The 16,472-nt window shown below is 61.3% G+C and carries 16 protein-coding genes and 1 pseudogene; 9 read left to right on the top strand and 8 right to left on the bottom strand.

The features are described from left to right. Positions 1-2 precede the first annotated feature (2 nt). The 3 genes from coxB to EN804_RS02945 form a co-directional block, all read right to left on the bottom strand. A complete protein-coding gene (gene coxB, locus EN804_RS02955; RefSeq protein WP_135918668.1) occupies positions 3-998 on the bottom strand; it encodes a cytochrome c oxidase subunit II in 996 nt (331 codons plus the stop codon). Beyond that, positions 995-1,555 carry a cytochrome c gene (locus EN804_RS02950; protein ID WP_127869720.1) on the bottom strand — a complete coding sequence of 187 codons (561 nt, stop codon included), beginning with the start codon at positions 1,553-1,555 and terminating at the stop codon, positions 995-997. Before EN804_RS02950 ends, coxB begins: the two co-directional genes overlap by 4 nt. 150 nt (positions 1,556-1,705) lie before the next feature. Then, entirely contained in the window at positions 1,706-4,102 is a 2,397-nt protein-coding gene (locus tag EN804_RS02945) for an FdhF/YdeP family oxidoreductase (protein WP_135918667.1), read from the bottom strand. Positions 4,103-4,333: 231 nt separating this feature from the next. Between EN804_RS02945 and EN804_RS02940 the strand changes: the two genes are divergently transcribed. The 7 genes from EN804_RS02940 to EN804_RS02910 all read left to right on the top strand — a co-directional run bounded on the left by EN804_RS02940 (position 4,334) and on the right by EN804_RS02910 (position 9,193). After that, on the top strand, positions 4,334-4,795 hold the full coding sequence (locus EN804_RS02940; protein WP_245511607.1) for a hypothetical protein: 462 nt from the start codon (positions 4,334-4,336) through the stop codon (positions 4,793-4,795). Further along, entirely contained in the window at positions 4,792-6,012 is a 1,221-nt protein-coding gene (locus tag EN804_RS02935) for a divalent metal cation transporter (RefSeq protein WP_135918666.1), read from the top strand. Before EN804_RS02940 ends, EN804_RS02935 begins: the two co-directional genes overlap by 4 nt. Beyond that, a complete protein-coding gene (locus tag EN804_RS02930) occupies positions 6,012-6,371 on the top strand; it encodes a hypothetical protein (protein ID WP_135918665.1) in 360 nt (119 codons plus the stop codon). The genes EN804_RS02935 and EN804_RS02930 overlap by 1 nt, the downstream gene beginning before the upstream one ends. A gap of 2 nt (positions 6,372-6,373) precedes the next feature. After that, a complete protein-coding gene (locus tag EN804_RS02925; protein WP_127869438.1) occupies positions 6,374-6,730 on the top strand; it encodes a hypothetical protein in 357 nt (118 codons plus the stop codon). A gap of 154 nt (positions 6,731-6,884) precedes the next feature. Beyond that, positions 6,885-7,898 (top strand): YihY/virulence factor BrkB family protein, encoded by a 1,014-nt coding sequence (locus EN804_RS02920; protein WP_127280191.1) that lies wholly within the window; start codon positions 6,885-6,887, stop codon positions 7,896-7,898. A 292-nt stretch (positions 7,899-8,190) separates the two neighbouring features. Then, on the top strand, positions 8,191-8,625 hold the full coding sequence (locus tag EN804_RS02915) for a hypothetical protein (protein WP_127280192.1): 435 nt from the start codon (positions 8,191-8,193) through the stop codon (positions 8,623-8,625). A gap of 199 nt (positions 8,626-8,824) precedes the next feature. Next, on the top strand, positions 8,825-9,193 hold the full coding sequence (locus EN804_RS02910; protein ID WP_127869437.1) for a hypothetical protein: 369 nt from the start codon (positions 8,825-8,827) through the stop codon (positions 9,191-9,193). A 71-nt stretch (positions 9,194-9,264) separates the two neighbouring features. On the opposite strand, the gene EN804_RS02905 is transcribed toward EN804_RS02910, so the two are convergent. Beyond that, the gene (locus EN804_RS02905; RefSeq protein WP_127280194.1) at positions 9,265-9,660 is read right to left on the bottom strand and encodes a hypothetical protein; all 396 of its coding nucleotides are present in this window, start codon (positions 9,658-9,660) and stop codon (positions 9,265-9,267) included. Positions 9,661-9,691: 31 nt separating this feature from the next. After that, entirely contained in the window at positions 9,692-11,446 is a 1,755-nt protein-coding gene (locus tag EN804_RS02900) for a thiamine pyrophosphate-dependent enzyme (RefSeq protein ID WP_127869436.1), read from the bottom strand. Between the two features lie 407 nt (positions 11,447-11,853). Here EN804_RS02900 and EN804_RS02895 point away from each other — a divergent pair, with 407 nt between their 5' ends. After that, a complete protein-coding gene (locus EN804_RS02895; RefSeq protein WP_335930831.1) occupies positions 11,854-12,438 on the top strand; it encodes a sigma-70 family RNA polymerase sigma factor in 585 nt (194 codons plus the stop codon). A 333-nt stretch (positions 12,439-12,771) separates the two neighbouring features. On the opposite strand, the gene EN804_RS02890 is transcribed toward EN804_RS02895, so the two are convergent. Beyond that, the gene (locus tag EN804_RS02890; RefSeq protein WP_127280005.1) at positions 12,772-13,602 is read right to left on the bottom strand and encodes a Ku protein; all 831 of its coding nucleotides are present in this window, start codon (positions 13,600-13,602) and stop codon (positions 12,772-12,774) included. A 179-nt stretch (positions 13,603-13,781) separates the two neighbouring features. Here EN804_RS02890 and EN804_RS37870 point away from each other — a divergent pair. Further along, positions 13,782-14,052, top strand: a pseudogene (locus tag EN804_RS37870) (hypothetical protein). A gap of 25 nt (positions 14,053-14,077) precedes the next feature. On the opposite strand, the gene EN804_RS02880 reads toward EN804_RS37870, so the two are convergent. Next, the gene (locus EN804_RS02880; protein WP_135918664.1) at positions 14,078-14,716 is read right to left on the bottom strand and encodes a response regulator; all 639 of its coding nucleotides are present in this window, start codon (positions 14,714-14,716) and stop codon (positions 14,078-14,080) included. 489 nt (positions 14,717-15,205) lie between these two features. Beyond that, entirely contained in the window at positions 15,206-16,384 is a 1,179-nt protein-coding gene (locus EN804_RS02875) for a zinc-dependent alcohol dehydrogenase (RefSeq protein ID WP_127280007.1), read from the bottom strand. Positions 16,385-16,472 lie beyond the last annotated feature (88 nt).

Here is a 16,472-nt window from a genome sequence, read left to right as displayed (position 1 = left end):
CGTCATTTAAGGCTCTCCATATAGGCGGAGATATTTCGCAGCTCGATGCTGGTCAGCGGAACCATCGGCATGTTGTTTCCGGGTTTGAGCGTCTGCGGATCGGCTATCCAGGCCGCCAGCGAGCCGCGGGTGGTTTCCAGCAGCCCGGCGGCGATCGTCCGCCGGCCGCCAACATGCGTGAGGTCAGGTCCGGTCGTGCCGCCGGCAGGCGTGCCGCGGACCGTGTGGCAGGCAGCACAGGGTTTTGCCATGAACGACGCCTGCCCGGCGGCTATGTCGGGATCGGCCGACCCGGCAGCATCCAGGCGTTGGGTTGCGGCCCAGCCTTCAAAGGCGGCCTGCGTTTCGGCGATCACCAGGATGGCCATGTGGCTGTGCTGGAGGCCGCAGAACTCCGCACATTGCCCGCGATAGACGCCCGGCTTTTCAGCCCTGAGCAGCAAGCTGTTGGACCGCCCGGGGACAAGGTCCTGCTTGCCCGCGAGGCTCGGCACCCAGAAGGAGTGAATCACGTCGGGGCTTTCGAGCCGAAGCCGCACATCCCTGCCGACGGGTATGTGGATTTCATTGGCGGTCTGAAAGCCAGGGCCTGCCGGGGAATCGGCATAAAAGACCTGCCACCACCATTGCTGTCCCCGTACGGTGATGGTCAGGGCGGTGCTGTCGGGAAGACCGATGTTGCGCGTGGTGTAGAAGCTGGCGATGGTCATCCCGGCGATGATGACGACGGTCGCGGCGATCGCCGCCGATACCGCCACGGTCAGCGGCTTTTCGGATCCGGTCTCTTGGCTCACAACGCTGCGGCGTGCACGCACGAGCGCCAAGCCAAGCATGATCATGACAAGGATCCAGATGACCGTGCATACCGCGACGATGCCGACGATGAGGTGCTCGACATGGATCGCCGGGCCGCCCTTGGCGCCGAGCGCCGACTGATAGCCGCCGCAGCCCGACGCGAGGACAAGGACGGATAGCGGGAGGGCGCGGTGCGTCTTCAAGGTGTCGGCCCCTGGTCCGGGTGAACGCCCGCCGGCCCTTCGTCGAAGAGTATTTTCGCCGGACCGCGATTCTCGGCCGGGCGGGTCTGCTTGTCGTCGTTGCGGCTCGGCGCGGCCACCTTCGGCTTGTAGGACCCGATCGTCTGCACATAGCCTGCAAGCTGCCAGATCTGTTCCGAGGTCATCCGGTCGCGAAAGGCTGGCATGCCATGCGGGCGGCCGTCCCGAATGGAGGCGACGATCGAGACCATTTCGGGGCCGTAAAGCCACCAGCCATCGAGGAAGGAGGGACCGACGCCGCCACGGCCGTCGCCATGGCACGAGCCGCAACCGAACCACGCATAAAGCCGCTTGCCCTGGCTGAGGTTCCAGGCGTCAGATTCATAAGGTTTGCCGATTGCGAAGTAACTCTCAGGTGGCGATCCGCTGATGCCGTTGGGCATCAGTTTGAAGCGGTCGAGATCGGCCGCGACGGGCGGGTCGAGGCGAAGCTCTCTCGGCTCCCCGAACCACCCCAGAATGGCGCCAGAGGCGGCAAAGAACAGAAGGCCCGCCAGCGCGAACGCTGCCTTCGAAAAGCTGGAAACCTTCTCTGCCAAGCGGCCCTCCGCCCGAGAGCAATTCCAGGAACGACTAAGCGGTTCGGCCAGGAATTGCGTTAAACAAAGAGATAGAGCGGTCCTGGTGGAAGGATACCGCTCTGAAATTCAACCATCCGGAGCGGTGGGCGATCGGCTGAGACGGACCGGCAAGAGTTTGTAGGAAGGCGTCTTCGACTTGGGGTCGTGATGAGCCAGCGGGAACAGCGGGTTCGTCTCTGGATAATAGGCCGCGCAGCAACCTTTCGGGATGTCATAGGCGACGACCTTCAGTTCGGTCACCGTGCGAGCTGTCGCCGCGTCGATTGCTGTCGTCAGGTCGACGTTCTCGCCCTCGGCGAGCCCCAGACGCGCAATGTCCTTTCGGTTCAGGAACACGACCCGGCGCGTGCCGCTGATGCCGCGGAAGCGGTCGCTGTAACCGTAGATCGTGGTGTTGAACTGATCGTTGGAGCGAAGCGTCGCGAGATGGAGGACATCGGCGCTCCGCTCAGTCCCCAGCTCCGGAAAAAGTCTTTCCGGCGTGATGAAATTCGCCTTGCCGCTTTGTGTCACCCATTTGCGCTCGCGCGCCGGCAACGGCCTGGCGAAGCCGCCAGGTTTGAAAAGCCGCTTGTTGAAGTCCTTGAAGGTTTCGGGGTAGGTGCGCTCGATGGCGTCCCGTATTTCGGCATAGTTGCCGACCCAGGCGTCCCATGGAACCTTGGTGTCACCGAGCGTGGCCTTGGCGATGCCGGCGACGATGGCCGGTTCCGAAAGGAGTTCCGTGCTCGCGGGTTGAGCCTGGCCGCGCGACCCATGGAAATGGGCGATGGAGCTTTCCATGGAGACCGCTTGAGGGCCTGTCGCCTGTTCGTCCACTTCGATACGCCCCAGACAGGGGAGCAGGTAGGCGATCTCGCCATGCACGACATGGCTACGGTTGAGCTTCGTCGCGATCTGAACGCTCAGGCGCAGTTTGCGCCATCCCTCTTCCATTGCGTCGGTATCTGGGACCGCTTTCAGGAAATTGCCGCCGAGGCTGATGAAAGCACGGGATTGGCCATTCATGATGGCTTCGCATGTCTCCACCGTCGAGTGGCCGGTCCAGCGCGGCGGTTGGAAGCCATACAGCTCGGCGAGCTTGTCCAATGGGACGAGACCCGGCTTTTCCGTAATCCCGACGGTGCGCTGGCCCTGCACGTTGGAATGTCCACGCACGGCGCAGATATTAGCCCCGGGCTTGCCGATATTGCCGCGCAGCAAGGCGAGATTGCACACCATATGGACGTTCTGGACGCCCATCAGATGTTGCGTCAGCCCCATGCCATAGACGGACAGCACTGCATCGGCGTTGGCATAGGTCGCAGCGGCCTGCATCATCTGGTCGCGGCTGAGGCCGGAAACGCGCTCCAGCTCCTCCCAGCGATGACCACGGCACGCTTGGGCGAATTCTTCAAACCCGGTCGTGTGCTGGTTGATGAAATCGTGGTCGAGCACGTGTTTCTTGTCGGCTGCGCGCATTGAGGCCGCGAACGCGACCATTGCCGCATTGCCGGGATCTTTCGGCGTGCCATCCTCTCCCGCAACGATGCTTGTGCCGGAGGCCTTCAGAATGTCGTCGGCTTCGATCAGCGCCTTGCAGACTCCGAACAGTGCCGCGATGTCGCCGCCATTGTTGACCTGGTAATATTCCGATGAAATCTTCGTCTCTTTTCCGGTCAGCATCTGGACGGGCGACTGCGGATTGACGAAGCGCTCCAGTCCGCGCTCGTGAAGCAGGTTGAAGGTGACGATCTTGACGCCGCGCCGGACCGCGTCCTGGAGATCGTGGAGCAGGCGAGGCGACGACGTTCCGACATTCTGGGCGATGTAGAAGATGCAGTCGGCGTTTTCGAAGTCCGACAGGATAGCCGTGCCGACAGAGGCGCCGATGCTTTCGGGAAGAGCCACCGACGAGCTTTCGTGGCACATGTTCGAACTGTCGGGCAGATTGTTGCTGCCATACATGCGAGCGAACAGCTGATACATGTAGCTGGTCTCGAGCGAGGCGCGCCCTGAGGTGTAGAGGTCGACCTGCCGCGGATCGAGCGCACGCAGTTCCCGTCCGATCTCGGCGAATGCTTCGCTCCACGCCACCGGTAGGTACCTGTCCGTGGCTGCATCCCAGCGCATGGGATGGGTCAACCGCCCCTGTTCCTCCAGATCATGGTCCGCCCAGCGTTCCAGTTCGCCCAGAGTGTGCTTCTCGAAAAAATCTGGGCCGGCGCGCCGCGACGTGACTTCCCAAGCCGTCGCCTTCGCGCCGTTCTCACAGAACTCGAGCGGGTGCGTCTTGGCCGGCTTCGCCCAGGCACAGCTGACGCACATATAGCCTTCCGGCTTGTTCTGCACCGCCAGCAGCTTCGGCCCTTTGAGAGGCACGTGTTCCTGGACCGTGATTGCTGTGACAGATTTTGCGGAGCCCCAGCCGCCGGCCGGTCCGCCATACGGTTTGCGTGGCGAGCGACGCGATTCCGAAGTCATTTTCGTCTCTTTCCCTGCCCAAGCGACTGACGATGTATTGCAACGATCCAACTTGCCGCAGCGACGATTGTTCCTCCGTCATGTGACTTGGCTACGGGTGTTCAGGCTACAGGCCGACTTGCCAGGCCCGATACGAGGGCCTGCAGGACTTCGGTCCCGTTGACGCACTGTCGCGGCGCGCTAGGTCAAGGCAAAACGCCGGATGCTTGTCTCTGGCGCGGGGAGCTTACCGTGTGGCGCATCCAATGCCTTGCAATCGACGGCAAAGGCCAAGCTGGCCCTCTTGGCCCCATGTGGTTGCTGACGCTTGCGATTTGCACCGCATGTTCGCCTTCCGATCAGATCGACCAGCAATCGCGAACTGCCGCATCGGCGGCCCAGACGGTGGCGATGACGCTTGATGTCTGGGCAGCAGGCGAGGCGCCGTCCCGATATACGCTCCGCACCCTGCAATCCGTCGGCAAGACGCTTGCCGACGTCCAGTCGCAACTCAGGTCCGCCGGATCAGCCGAACCTGCCGAACAGGCCGCGTTGGCCGCCGCCGTGGGCCGGATGTCTGAAGCGGTCGCGCGGGGCGAAGCGGGGCTGCAAACCGGCAGTCGCTCCGAGGTGCGAAACGCACAGGACGACGCTCAGGCGGCTGCCCGCGCCCTGGCTGCCGCTTACGCCAGATATTTTGCGCCGAAACCATGAAGAAGCTTCTGGAAATATCGCTCGGCGTCGTTACCAGCGTTGGCGGCTTTCTCGAAGTGGGGTCGATGGCGACTGCCGCCCAGGCCGGCGCGACCTTTGGTTTCCACCTGATATGGGCAGTGGTTCTCGGCACGTTCTGCATCATTTTTCTCGTCGAGATGGCCGGGCGGTTTGCCGCTGTGAGCCAGCACACGATTGCCGACGGAATTCGGGAGAGGTTTGGCTTCCAAGTTTTCCTGTGGCCTTTGCTCGCGACTTTGCTGGTCAACTTCCTGGTGATGTCGGCAGAGATCGGCGGCGTTTCGATCGCGCTGGAACTGGCCACCGGCATCGGTTTTCAGTGGTGGGCACTGCCGGCTGCCTTGCTGGCATGGCTGATGCTCTGGAAAGGCACGTTCGGCCTCATCGAGAAAGGCGTCTCGATCCTCGGTCTGGTGACGCTGTGTTTCGTCGTCGGCGCGGTCATGCTGAAGCCGGATTGGAAGGCGGTCGCGGCTGGCGCAGTGCCTTCTTTGCCAGCGCACGACGCGGCAAATTACTGGTTCATGGCTGTGAGCATTCTGGGTGCTTCGATATCGCCATACCTGTTCATGTTCTATTCCTCGGGAGCGATCGAGGACAAATGGGACAAGAGCTATCTTGGGGTCAACAGGGCGATTGCCTGGCTCGGCATGACCTTCGGCGGCACGATCTCGGTCAGCGTGCTGATCGTATCCGCGCTCGTGCTTGCAACGAATGGCATCGTGCAGGTGGATGATTATCATCAGTTGCCATTGATGCTGATACCGATATTCGGCTTTTGGGGCTTTGTGCTGTTCGTCGCTTCGCTCGGCATTGCCTGCTTCGGCGCGGCGGTCGAAGTCGGGCTGCAACAGGCCTATCTGGTGGCGCAAGGTTTCGGCTGGGATTGGGGTGAGGATCTCAAACCGCGTGACGATCCCGGGTTCAGCACCGTCTATACCGTTTCATTGTTTCTGGCCGCCATTCCCATCATGCTGGGACTCGACCCGCTCAAGCTCACCATATTCTCGATGGCGCTAACGGCCGCCAGCCTGCCGCTGACCGTGGTTCCATTCCTCTTTCTGCTCAACGACGAGCGCTATGTCGGCGCGCACCGCAACGGCATCGTCTCAAACGCCGCCGTCATCTTCATCATCACGCTCGCCTTCGTGCTCGCGGTGGTGACGATTCCGCTGCAGATATTCGGAGACGTATGATGAACTTGCTGCGCGATGTCCTCGACAAACAAGTACTCGACCGGAAGGGAGTGAAGATCGGCAAGGTCGACGGGCTGGTTGCCGAGCTGCGGCCCGGAAAGCCGCCCCGGATTGTCGCGGCCGAGCTCGGCTCGATCACCCTTGCGCGTCGCCTCGGCGCACGGCCCGGTCGCTGGGCAGCCCGGCTTGCCGCGTGGCTTGGGGGAGACCGCCATAGCGAGCCGCACCGGATTTCCTGGAAGAAGGTGCGCGATATCGGGCTCGAGATCGAGTTCGACATCGACGGGCGCGAGACGTCGATCTTCGACTGGCAGGATTGGCTGCGCGATCATTTCATCGGTCGCATACCGGGGGCGTAGGCATGACCACCACCGTCAACCTCGAACATCTTGCCGGCAGGCGCGTGCTGTCGCTACGCGGCAAAAGCGTAGGCCATATAGAGGAGATACACGCCGAACAGGTGGGCGGCGATCTCGTGGTGACCGAATTTCACGTTGGCATCTATGCCGCGCTGGAGCGGCTTTCTGCTTTCTCTATCGGCTCGGCATTGCTCGATCTTTTCAGGCTGCGGCGGCGCGATGGCTTCTATCGCATCCCTTGGGATATGCTCGATATCTCCGATCCGAAGCGGCCGCGTTTGCTGTGTCCGATGACCGAACTCTCCCAGATGACAGGCGAAGCCGAACCGCATCGGATTCAGGGAAAGCGACGAGGATGACGCGGTTGTCGCCTGGCCGTATGCGAAAGCAGCGCAATGTTGGCATCGGCCGCGAGGCGCATTTGAAGTGACCACATCGCCGGCAACGGGAACATAGGCAGTCCGCGCGCATTGCTAGTGAACGCCATTGCAGGCACGGCTTACGGTCTCGACCATGCGACCCCTGATCACGGACACCTGGAACCTGGTGCGCGAAAGTGCCGTGGGCTTTGTCAACGACAATGCGCTAAGCCACGGCGCTGCGATTGCGTTCTACGCCACGACGTCACTGGCGCCGATACTGCTCATCGTCGTCGCGATCGCCGGCCTTGCTTTCGGTCACGAGGCCGCCCAAGTGGCCTTGTCTGCCCAACTGTCGGGTCTGATGGGGCCGGAAAGCGCAGACCTCCTGCGGAGCGTACTGGCAAGCGCGTCCCGAAAATCGTCCGGGACCTTGGCGGCGCTGATCGGCATCGCCACCTTGCTCGTAACCGCTTCAGGTGTCTTTGGCGAGATGCAGCAGTCGCTGAACACGATATGGAAGGTTGAACCGCAGGGTGTTTCGTTGTCGCGCCTTATGCGTGCAAGGGCGGCAAGTCTGGGCCTGGTCGCTGCACTGGGTTTCATGCTGCTCGTATCGCTCGCGGCCAGCGCGGCGATCGCGGTGTTAGGCGATATCATCAACGCTCACATGCCGTTTGGCGCCCTGATCCTCGCCGCCATCAATCTGGTCTCGTCGTTCGTGCTGATCTCGATGATGTTCGCCGCGATTTACAAAATCCTGCCCGATCGAAACTTGACATGGCGCGATGTCGGCATCGGTGCTGTCGTCACTGCTTTTCTGTTCACTGTCGGAAAATCGTTTATTGGCTGGTATATCGGCTCCAGCGCCATCGCGTCGTCCTACGGAGCCGCCGGCGGTCTCCTCGTCATATTGTTGTGGGTCTACTATTCAGCGGAAATTTTTCTTCTCGGTGCGGAATTCACGCGCGCCTACTCGGTTCGGCACGGCAGCAGATCGGATCTGGGCGCGCTGGCGCACGGGGACGTGCCTGCGACAGGTGAGTTGCCATCGAAAGACGTCGACCCATTTGGTACAGGCAACTCCGCCGGGATCGTGACGCTGGTTGCAGTGGCTTGCGCGACCGCTACGTTGACCAGCCTCGTCCTCGGCTTGCGTCGTCCCTGACATGCGCCGTCCGAGCCGCAGAATTCAATGACGGGTCAGCCGGCGGGTGATTGGTTCGGAGGCCCGGCCGTCCTTGGCAAGATCATCCAAATAATACACGCGGGCGTGGAACATTGGTCGACGCTGGCAGTTCTGGATCGCTTCAGATGCCGCCGCGTGGTGTCTGCGGAAGATCGGTGGAAACACCAGATCGGCCCGCGCCTCTTTCCCTCAGGACGGCGCGGGCTTCCACGACCGCACCTTACCGCGAGATTCCGGCGAAGGATGCTGGAGCGAGCAACAGGAGCCAGCCATGAAACACCAGACACTCGATCAATTGCAGGCGATCGCTGAGGTAAACGCCTCGGTGCCTGCCCCGCGCATGACCAGGACGCAGAGGTTGCAACGTTGGGCCGACCTTCTCGGGGAGAACCCGTCGCGATGCCTCGCCGCGCTTACCGGCACCGAACACATGCGCGCCTCGGTGCGGCAGGAAGCGCGCGCCGCAGGCTCGCCGATCACGGTCGCGTTCGAAGATTCGCTGTTGCGTGCATGCGGCCTGAGCAATGACAGCTACGGCGAAGCCAAGCGCTTCTTCGAACTCTCCGACTGGCAATTGCACGATATCGTGTGCAGCTGTCATGTCGGCTCCACCATGCAGGCAGGGTGGGTTTCTGCGCGGGTCCGCAGGATCTTGACCGGCAACAGGATCGCTGCGTGGCTGCGGCGGCAGTTGTGGGCACATTGAGATGCGTTCCGCCGAAACCGGAAACCGCTGGAACATTGTGCCATGATCGCTGTTAGGGACGCGGCCGGATGCCTTCCCCCCTTCGGTCAGTCCCCAGTGGCTCGCTGCCTCTCCCCCCGGGCAGCGGGCTCCGGAAGCCACCGGGATAGCTTGGGTCGATCGACGTGCATCAGGCCTCACGCAATAGGGGTCAACGGCAATGAGCAGAAGGTCCAAGGATCAAGGAACGCCGGTGCCCCTGCAAGGAACATCGAGCCAGGGTTCCCGGCGCACGCTGGCTACGGTTCTTGCCCTGGCGTTCCACGTCGTTCCGGCCGCCGCCCACCAGGCCCCGGCCGGATGGCAATATGACAGCTCCTGCTGTTCGGGTGTCGACTGCTACCAGGCGCCTGCTTCGGACGTGAAGGAAACCCGGAACGGATATCAGCTGTCGACCGGAGAATTGATCCCCTACAGCGATCACCGCATCAAACGCTCGCACGATGAATATTTTCACGAATGCAAGCCCGGCGGGGACGCCAAGCCCCAGCGCTCGTACTGCCTATATGTTCCAGATCGCGGCATGTAGCCCGTGATGGGCCCATCCAATCTGCCGGTTGAGCATCGGGAAGTGACCATGGCTCGAACTCCGGATGATCTCTATGTCGTGGTCTGAATGACCAGCGTAAGCGTACCGTCTCCATCGACGTTGGCCGCGATGACCTGGGAGGAGTTCAGCCCATTCTGCGTTAGCGCCGCCGTTGCCTGCTGGGACCCGTCGATCGAGTTCTGCAAGGCTCGCAGGTCATCCGCGGTGGTCTGGGCAACGATACGCTCGGCCTGCATCTTGACGTCCGGGGGAAGGTCGTCAATGGAGATGATGGCGACCCGCGTAAACCCGTTGCTGAAATCGAATTGACCCTGATCTGGCGCATCCTGATCCAACGGATCCAAGGGCAGGGACAAGTCGCCCGCTGCCCGCGGCCCCGCAGTCTGAGCATGGCTGGGCGACAGCTGAAACAGAACTGAAATCACAAGTGCCGCGAAAAAGCGCAATGGCGGATTCTCCTTGTTGGACCCGCACCCGTCAGACATCCATCATAGATCTGGCGGGCTCCCGGGCGATATTCTCTTCGATCTGTTCGTGGCCCGGCGTCTGCGGCAGGGCCTTCCGGAAATTCCTGGCATAGTGGGACGGCATCTTGGGCGGCATCATCGGTTCATAGGCATCGACAAGCGCCTCGACTATCACCGGGCCGTCGACGGCGAACGCTTCGTCCAGAACAGCCTCGATCTGGTCGGCCCGATCGATGCGCAACCCCTTTGCGCCCATTGCCTCGGCCGCCTTGGCAAAGTCGATCGGCGCCAGTTCGCAGCCGAATTGCGGGTTGCCGAGAAACATCATCTGCTCCCACGCGATCTGGTTGAGCATATTGTTCTTGAGGACCAGAAGCTTCAGCGGAACGCCGTAACGCACCGCGGTGGAGAATTCGCCGAGCTGCATGGCGAGGCCACCGTCACCGACGATGGCGGCGACCGGTCGGCCAGGGAATGCGATCCCGGCGGCGATTGCGTAGGCTAGCCCGCAGGACATCGACGCCAAAGCGCCCGAGAGGCCAAATGCCTGGCCCTCGCGCAAGTCGACATGGCGTGCCGCCAGTTCGGTATTCTGGCCTGAATCGGTTGCCAGCACCGTATTGCTGGCCAATCTTTCTCCGAATGCGCGGACGACCAATTGTGGTTTTACGGGATGGGCCTGCGCGTCCTCGGACTGCCGCATCATTTCGCGCCACTTGCCCATGTTGTCCTGCGCCCGCAGCAGAAATTCATTGGAAGGCTTCTGCGTCAGCCGCCGGTTGAGCGCGCGCAATGTCTCGGCCGCATCGCCGACGAGCCCCGCCTCTACCGGGAAGCGCAGGCCGATCCGTTGCGCGTCGCAATCAATCTGGACGCCCCGGGCCTGTCCGGGTTTGGGGTAGTACTCGATATATGGAAAAGTCGAACCGACGATCAGCACGGCGTCACAGTTCTCCATCATATCCTGCGATGCCAGTGTTCCCAGAATGCCGATGCCACCGGTCGTGTAGGGATGATCGTCCGGCAGCACCGCCTTGCCGAGCAGGGCCTTGGCCACCGGCGCCTGCAGCAGCTGGGCAGTTCGCTCCAGTTCGCTTGCCGCCCCCAGCGCACCACGGCCGGCCAGGATCGCCACGCGCGGGGCCTCGTTGAGAACGGCTGCTGCCTTGTCCAACTCGACGTCTTGCGCCACCATATGGCCTGTGAACATATTTTGCGGCGTGTGCTCGGGACGATTGCGCTTGGAGCGTTTCGTCGGCTCGCTCTCCTGTTCCTGGGTGTCGCTGGCAATCGAAAGATGAGCAACGCCCTTGCGTGCCAAAGCGGTGCGGCACGCGAGACTGGCGACGTTTTCCATATGGGCGGCGTCGGAGACCTGAACATTGTAGACCGCAACGTCGTTGAACACGCGTGTGAGGTCGACATCCTGTTGGGTGAACGTCTCGATCAGATCGTGAAACTGCATTCCCGTGATTGCCAGGACTGGCGCCTGGTCAAGCTTCGCGTCGTAGAGCCCGGTCAAGAGATGTGTGCCGCCGGGGCCCGATGTGGCCAGGCAGACGCCCAGCTTTCCGGTCCATTTTGCATAGGCGCATGCCATGAACGCAGCCGATTCCTCATGCCTGACCTGGATGAACTTTATTTTTCCGCGCCTTGTGCGAAGCGCTTCCATGATGCCGTTTATGCCATCTCCCGGAAGGCCGAACACCACCTCCACATTCCATGCGATCAGTGTCTCGATGAGTATCTCTGCTGCGTTGGACATGCCGAATTGTCTCTCCGGTGGATGGCGACCGAACCGGCGAACGGCGAGTTGGTTCCTTGATACCGGAAATCAATGGAGTCAGGTCCGGTCTGTAGGTCAGGATCGGATGGAATCCGCCTAGGCGCGCTCCATTCACATGCCTGCGAGAGTAGAACCGCAATTTGCACTCCGCCGACCCGGAGCCTCGGCCCATTTCGCCGGTTCGATGTTGTGCCCCGGCTGGCCGGTCACGGCACCTAACTCCCCGTACCCAGCCTTGTTCCAAAAGCGCTGCTGGCGACGCCATGTCGTCCGACGCTTCGGCCCGGACATTATTCGCCGGAGCTTAAGGCGTGGCGGAACGAACCAAACAGCCGCGCATTAAGCTTAGGCTGCATTCACACTCGTACTGTTTGGGAGTTGGATCGTTGTCATCCGGACGCTATGCGTTGGTCAACAAGCCGAACGAAGAGAATTCCATCGTCGATCTTATACCCGCCCTCCGGGCTTTCGCGCGAACCTTCTGCCGTGTCCCCGATGACGCCGACGACCTTTTGCAGGAGACACTGACTAAGGGGCTTGCCAATACCGACAAATTCGAACCCGGAACACGCATGAAGTCGTGGCTCTTCACCATCATGCGCAACACGTATTACACCCGAATAAAAGCCGCCGTCCGGGAGGCGCCCGGTCTCCTCGATTGCGCGTCCTTACGCCCGATTTCGGAAGCCACGCAGGAATGGTCCGTCCAGAGCAGGGAGGTTCACCGTGCCATTCAGCAGCTGCCCGAACATCAGCGTGAGATCCTGATGCTGATCGGAGTGCTGGGGTTTAGTTATGAGGAAGCCGCCGATATATGCGGCTGCGCGATCGGGACGGTCAAAAGCCGGCTCAATCGGGCGCGCGCCGGCGTGCTGGAATCACTCGGCGAAAGGTCACTCAAGACACTGGTGGAACGGCGAGCACATTTGTCGGACGGACAGCTTGATCTCGGCACCGACCATCATCCCTGATGGGATTATCCAGCGATTGTCCAAGGGCCGAGTTCCCCGTGGATCAGTTTGTCAATTCCCGCCGCCGCTTTTCGACAAGCGCGTTCTGCAATTCGACGGCAAGTCGGATCAACCGATCGGGTACCTTCTCCTGTTCGATCGCGGTCAGGAGTGAAGCGATTTTCAAATCCACCAAGATACCAGTGGGAGGGGTGGTCTGGCTCGAGCGGGGCATCGTCGCCTCTGAGGAATGTCGATCTCTTCGCGTCCAGTGTGACGGCACGCGTCCCGCTTTGCAAGGAGGTCCGGCATGCGCGAACGACCTACATCCGCGGCTACGATTGATGGTGGCAACTAGGCCGATCTCTTCTTGGAGGCGGTAGCTTTGCCCTTCCGCGACCCGCTGCCCTCCTGCGCTAGGCTCTTGCGCAATATCTCGGCAAGGTTGACGACGTTCTCCTTTGGCCGGGGAGCGGATTTTGGCGGCGCTTCGCCTTTGCGCTTGGCTTCGATCATCGCGATCAGCGCATCTTCGTAAGTGTCTTCAAATTTCGAGGGATCGAACCTGGTCACTTTCTTTTCGATAAGCAGGCTGGCGATTTCGGTAAGGTCGGAATCGTATTCGACTTTCTTGATCTCCTTGAAAACGCTTTGCTCGGAGATTACTTCGCTGTCGCTGCGCAACTCGGTCAGAAGCATGCCTTTGCCGAAGGGCTGGATCAGGACTTCACGACCGCGCTGATAGAGGACCACACAAGAGCGGGCAGCGACCCTTTTCTTTTCCATGGCCTTGCGGATCACTTCAAAGGCCTCGGCCGCCGCGCCGTCCGCAGGGATCAGGTAATAGGGCTTTTCAAGGTAGCGTGTGTCGATATCGCCCAACTCGACAAATTCGCCGACCTCCAATGTATGGGCTGAGGTAAGCTTCAGCTTCTTGATCTCGTCAGGCTCGATGCGGACGTAGTCGTCAGTGTCGATTTCGAAACCCTTCACTTGATCCTCGGCATCAACGGCCTCCCCGGTTGCTTCATCGACATAGGCACTTTTGACCGGCAGCCCGTCCTTGCGATTGAGTATCTTGAAATGGATCCTGGAGGCCTCGCTGGTGGCGCCAATTATCTTCACGCCACAGGTGACGGATCCGACCTTCAAAAAACCTTTCCAAGCGGCTCGTGGCGCAACCATGCGGGACCTCTCAATCGCTGATGGCCACCAACGGATGCCGGTCGCAATTGTTCCTGGAACACCGCCGTCGGGATGGTGTTAGGCACCCTCGACGCCACGGGGAAGGCAGAACGTGGCGGCACCGAAATCGACAGGAGACCTCCTATGTCCGAAGCGCAGACGACAATCGACATGACGACATCCGCAAATAGGCAGAGGAGCGGAAAGGTAGGCCAGCCGGGTGCGCGGCCGGCGAGAAGGTGGCGTTCTAAGCATCGATTTCGGCGAACCGGAAGAATCATTCGTAGCTATCGAATGGGAAGAGTTCTTTCGTATCTTCGAGGACATGATCTGGCGTTTCTTCATCGGGCCAAGACCGGCGCCGGTAAGACCAGCCGCTTCAAAAAATTCGTCAAGCGTGACCGTATTAGAGCGACAGCCTCGGTCCGCGGCGCACGGATAGATCGGTAGCGCGTCGCGGCATTGCAGCCTCAGTTCAGAAGGCCGGCACGCCGGAACTGACTACATTGTGCATGACGCGGTTCAGCCAATCCTCGGTGGAGAGCCCGGCCTGCCTTTGGTCGATATCGCGGAGCGCCAATTCGAGCGTCCTCTCGACCAGTCGATCGGAAGCGTTGACGTCTGCGAGTAGCAAACGCGCCGCCAGCCTCAGCTTGGGCAGAAGCGCGAACACGTCGTCGGGAGAGGTCGGCTTGTCGTCGTCGCGCGAGAACGGCGGGAACAAGGCATTGGAGACTTCCTTGCTGGTGGAGGATTTCCAAAGATTGCTGGCACAACGCAGATGCTCAGGAATGGTGATATCGCCTACGCCGCTGAAGAACACGAAGGGCACGCCCCGCCGGAGCAATTGGTCTGCGATAGGGGATACCCGGCGGCCGTTGATGTCGATATCCAGGATCGCCGCCTCGGCCGTCTGCGTATGTATCGCGGCCTGTTCGAGCGTGGCCGCCGGGCCCAGAATCACCGCGCCCATATTGCTGAAATAGCGTGCAAGGTCGTCGGCCAGCAACCATTCATCCTCGACGATAAGAAGCCGCACGCCTCGCAGATTGCGCACCCCACTATCCTTTCTTTGATCAAGAACGGACGTTGCCTGTTTGGCAAGACCGTTCATCCTGCGCGGCCTGCAGGCGCCTGGTCGACACCGAGCCCAAACCTGTCGCCGTAACCGGCTTTCTTTCGGTCAAACGCTTGGTCACTGAACACCGTCCGTCCTCGGCACAACGGATTTGGTCCCAGCTTGTTCCGTCGCCCGGCGCCGCGGCCGAGGCAGAGGGTTTCAGGTCGTCGCCGTTAGGCGGCGTTGCCCGGGATGGCTTCCAAGGTATCGGTATCCTCGGGGCCGGAAGTGTCAGTCAATCGGTTCATCCGTCGGTCGCGGCGTGGCGCCGGCCTGACGCTTTCGGCCGATGTTGCGATTGGCAGCGGGATTGTCGTGTGGTGTTGACTATAGGGTAGGGGCCGACGGTCTTGGGGCCACCGGCGGGCTCCGGCGTCGGTATCGGTTTCGTCCCCTCCGCGATGGAAAGCCGCTGGCACTTGGCGACCGGATGGCGGGTTTTGCGGCATCAGGTCATTCTTGGGTGGAAAGGCTGGTTCAGTCTCAGCCATGAGGCCGCATTACCACCTTGATGCAGCCATCCTGCTTGTCGCGGAAGGTCTTGTAGAGGTCGGGACCGGCGTCGAGATCCGCCCTGTGGGTGATGACGAAGGAGGGATCGATCTCGCCCTCCTGAACCTTGGCCAGGAGCGGTTCCAGGTAGCGCTGCGTATGTGTCTGACCCATCCGGAAGGTGAGCCCCTTGTTCATGGCGGCGCCAAACGGGATATGGTCGAGAAGTCCGACATAGACGCCGGGAACGGAGACCGTACCGCCCTTGCGGCAGCAGTAGATCGCCTCGCGCAGCACATGCGGTCTGTCGGTGCCGAGATAGACGGCTGCCTTCACTTTGTCGACCATGGCGTCGAAGCTGGCGCCCGGATCGGATTCGGTACCGACGCAATCGATGCAGCGGTCCGGGCCACGACCGCCGGTCATCGCCATCAGGGCGTCATAGATGTCGGAATTGCTGAAATCGAGCGTCTCGGCCCTGCCGTGGTCGCGGGCCATGGCGAGCCGCTCGGGAACCTTGTCGATGGCGATGACACGACCGGCGCCGAGCATCCATGCGCTTTGGATGGCGAATTGGCCGACTGGACCGCAGCCCCAGATCGCCACCGTGTCGCCCGGCTCGATGCCGGCATTCTCAGCCGCCATATAGCCGGTCGGAAAGATGTCGGACAAGAACAGCACTTGCTCGTCATCCAACCCGTCGGGCACTTTGATGGGGCCGACATCGGCGAACGGAACGCGCAGATACTCGGCTTGGCCACCCCAGTAGCCGCCGACCAGATGCGAGTATCCGAACAGGCCGGCCGGCGACTGTCCCATCACCTTGGCCGCCTCCTTGGCATTGGGATTGGAGTTGTCGCACAGCGAGAACAGCCCGCTTTTGCAAAACCAGCACTCGCCGCAGGAAATGTTGAAAGGCACCACGATGCGGTCGCCTTTCCTGAACTTCGAATGGCCCTTGCCGACTTCGACCACTTCACCCATGGTTTCATGGCCGAGCACGTCGCCCGACTTCATGGTCGGCATATAGCCGTTCATGAGATGCAGGTCCGATCCGCATATGGCGCAACACGTCACCTTGATGATAACGTCGCGGTCGTCCTCGATTGCCGGGTCGGCTACCTGTTCGCAGCGTATATCGCCTTTGCCGTGCCATGTGAGGGCTTTCATCATGTTGCTCCCTGGGCTGGAAGGGCCGATGCGATCGCGTCGGCCGGTGGATGTGGAAAGATGCGGGGCCGCCCGGGTGTCGGCCGAC

This window comes from Mesorhizobium sp. M8A.F.Ca.ET.161.01.1.1 (assembly GCF_004792105.1).
GTDB lineage: Bacteria > Pseudomonadota > Alphaproteobacteria > Rhizobiales > Rhizobiaceae > Mesorhizobium.
This window is presented reverse-complemented; position numbering and strand designations above follow the sequence as displayed.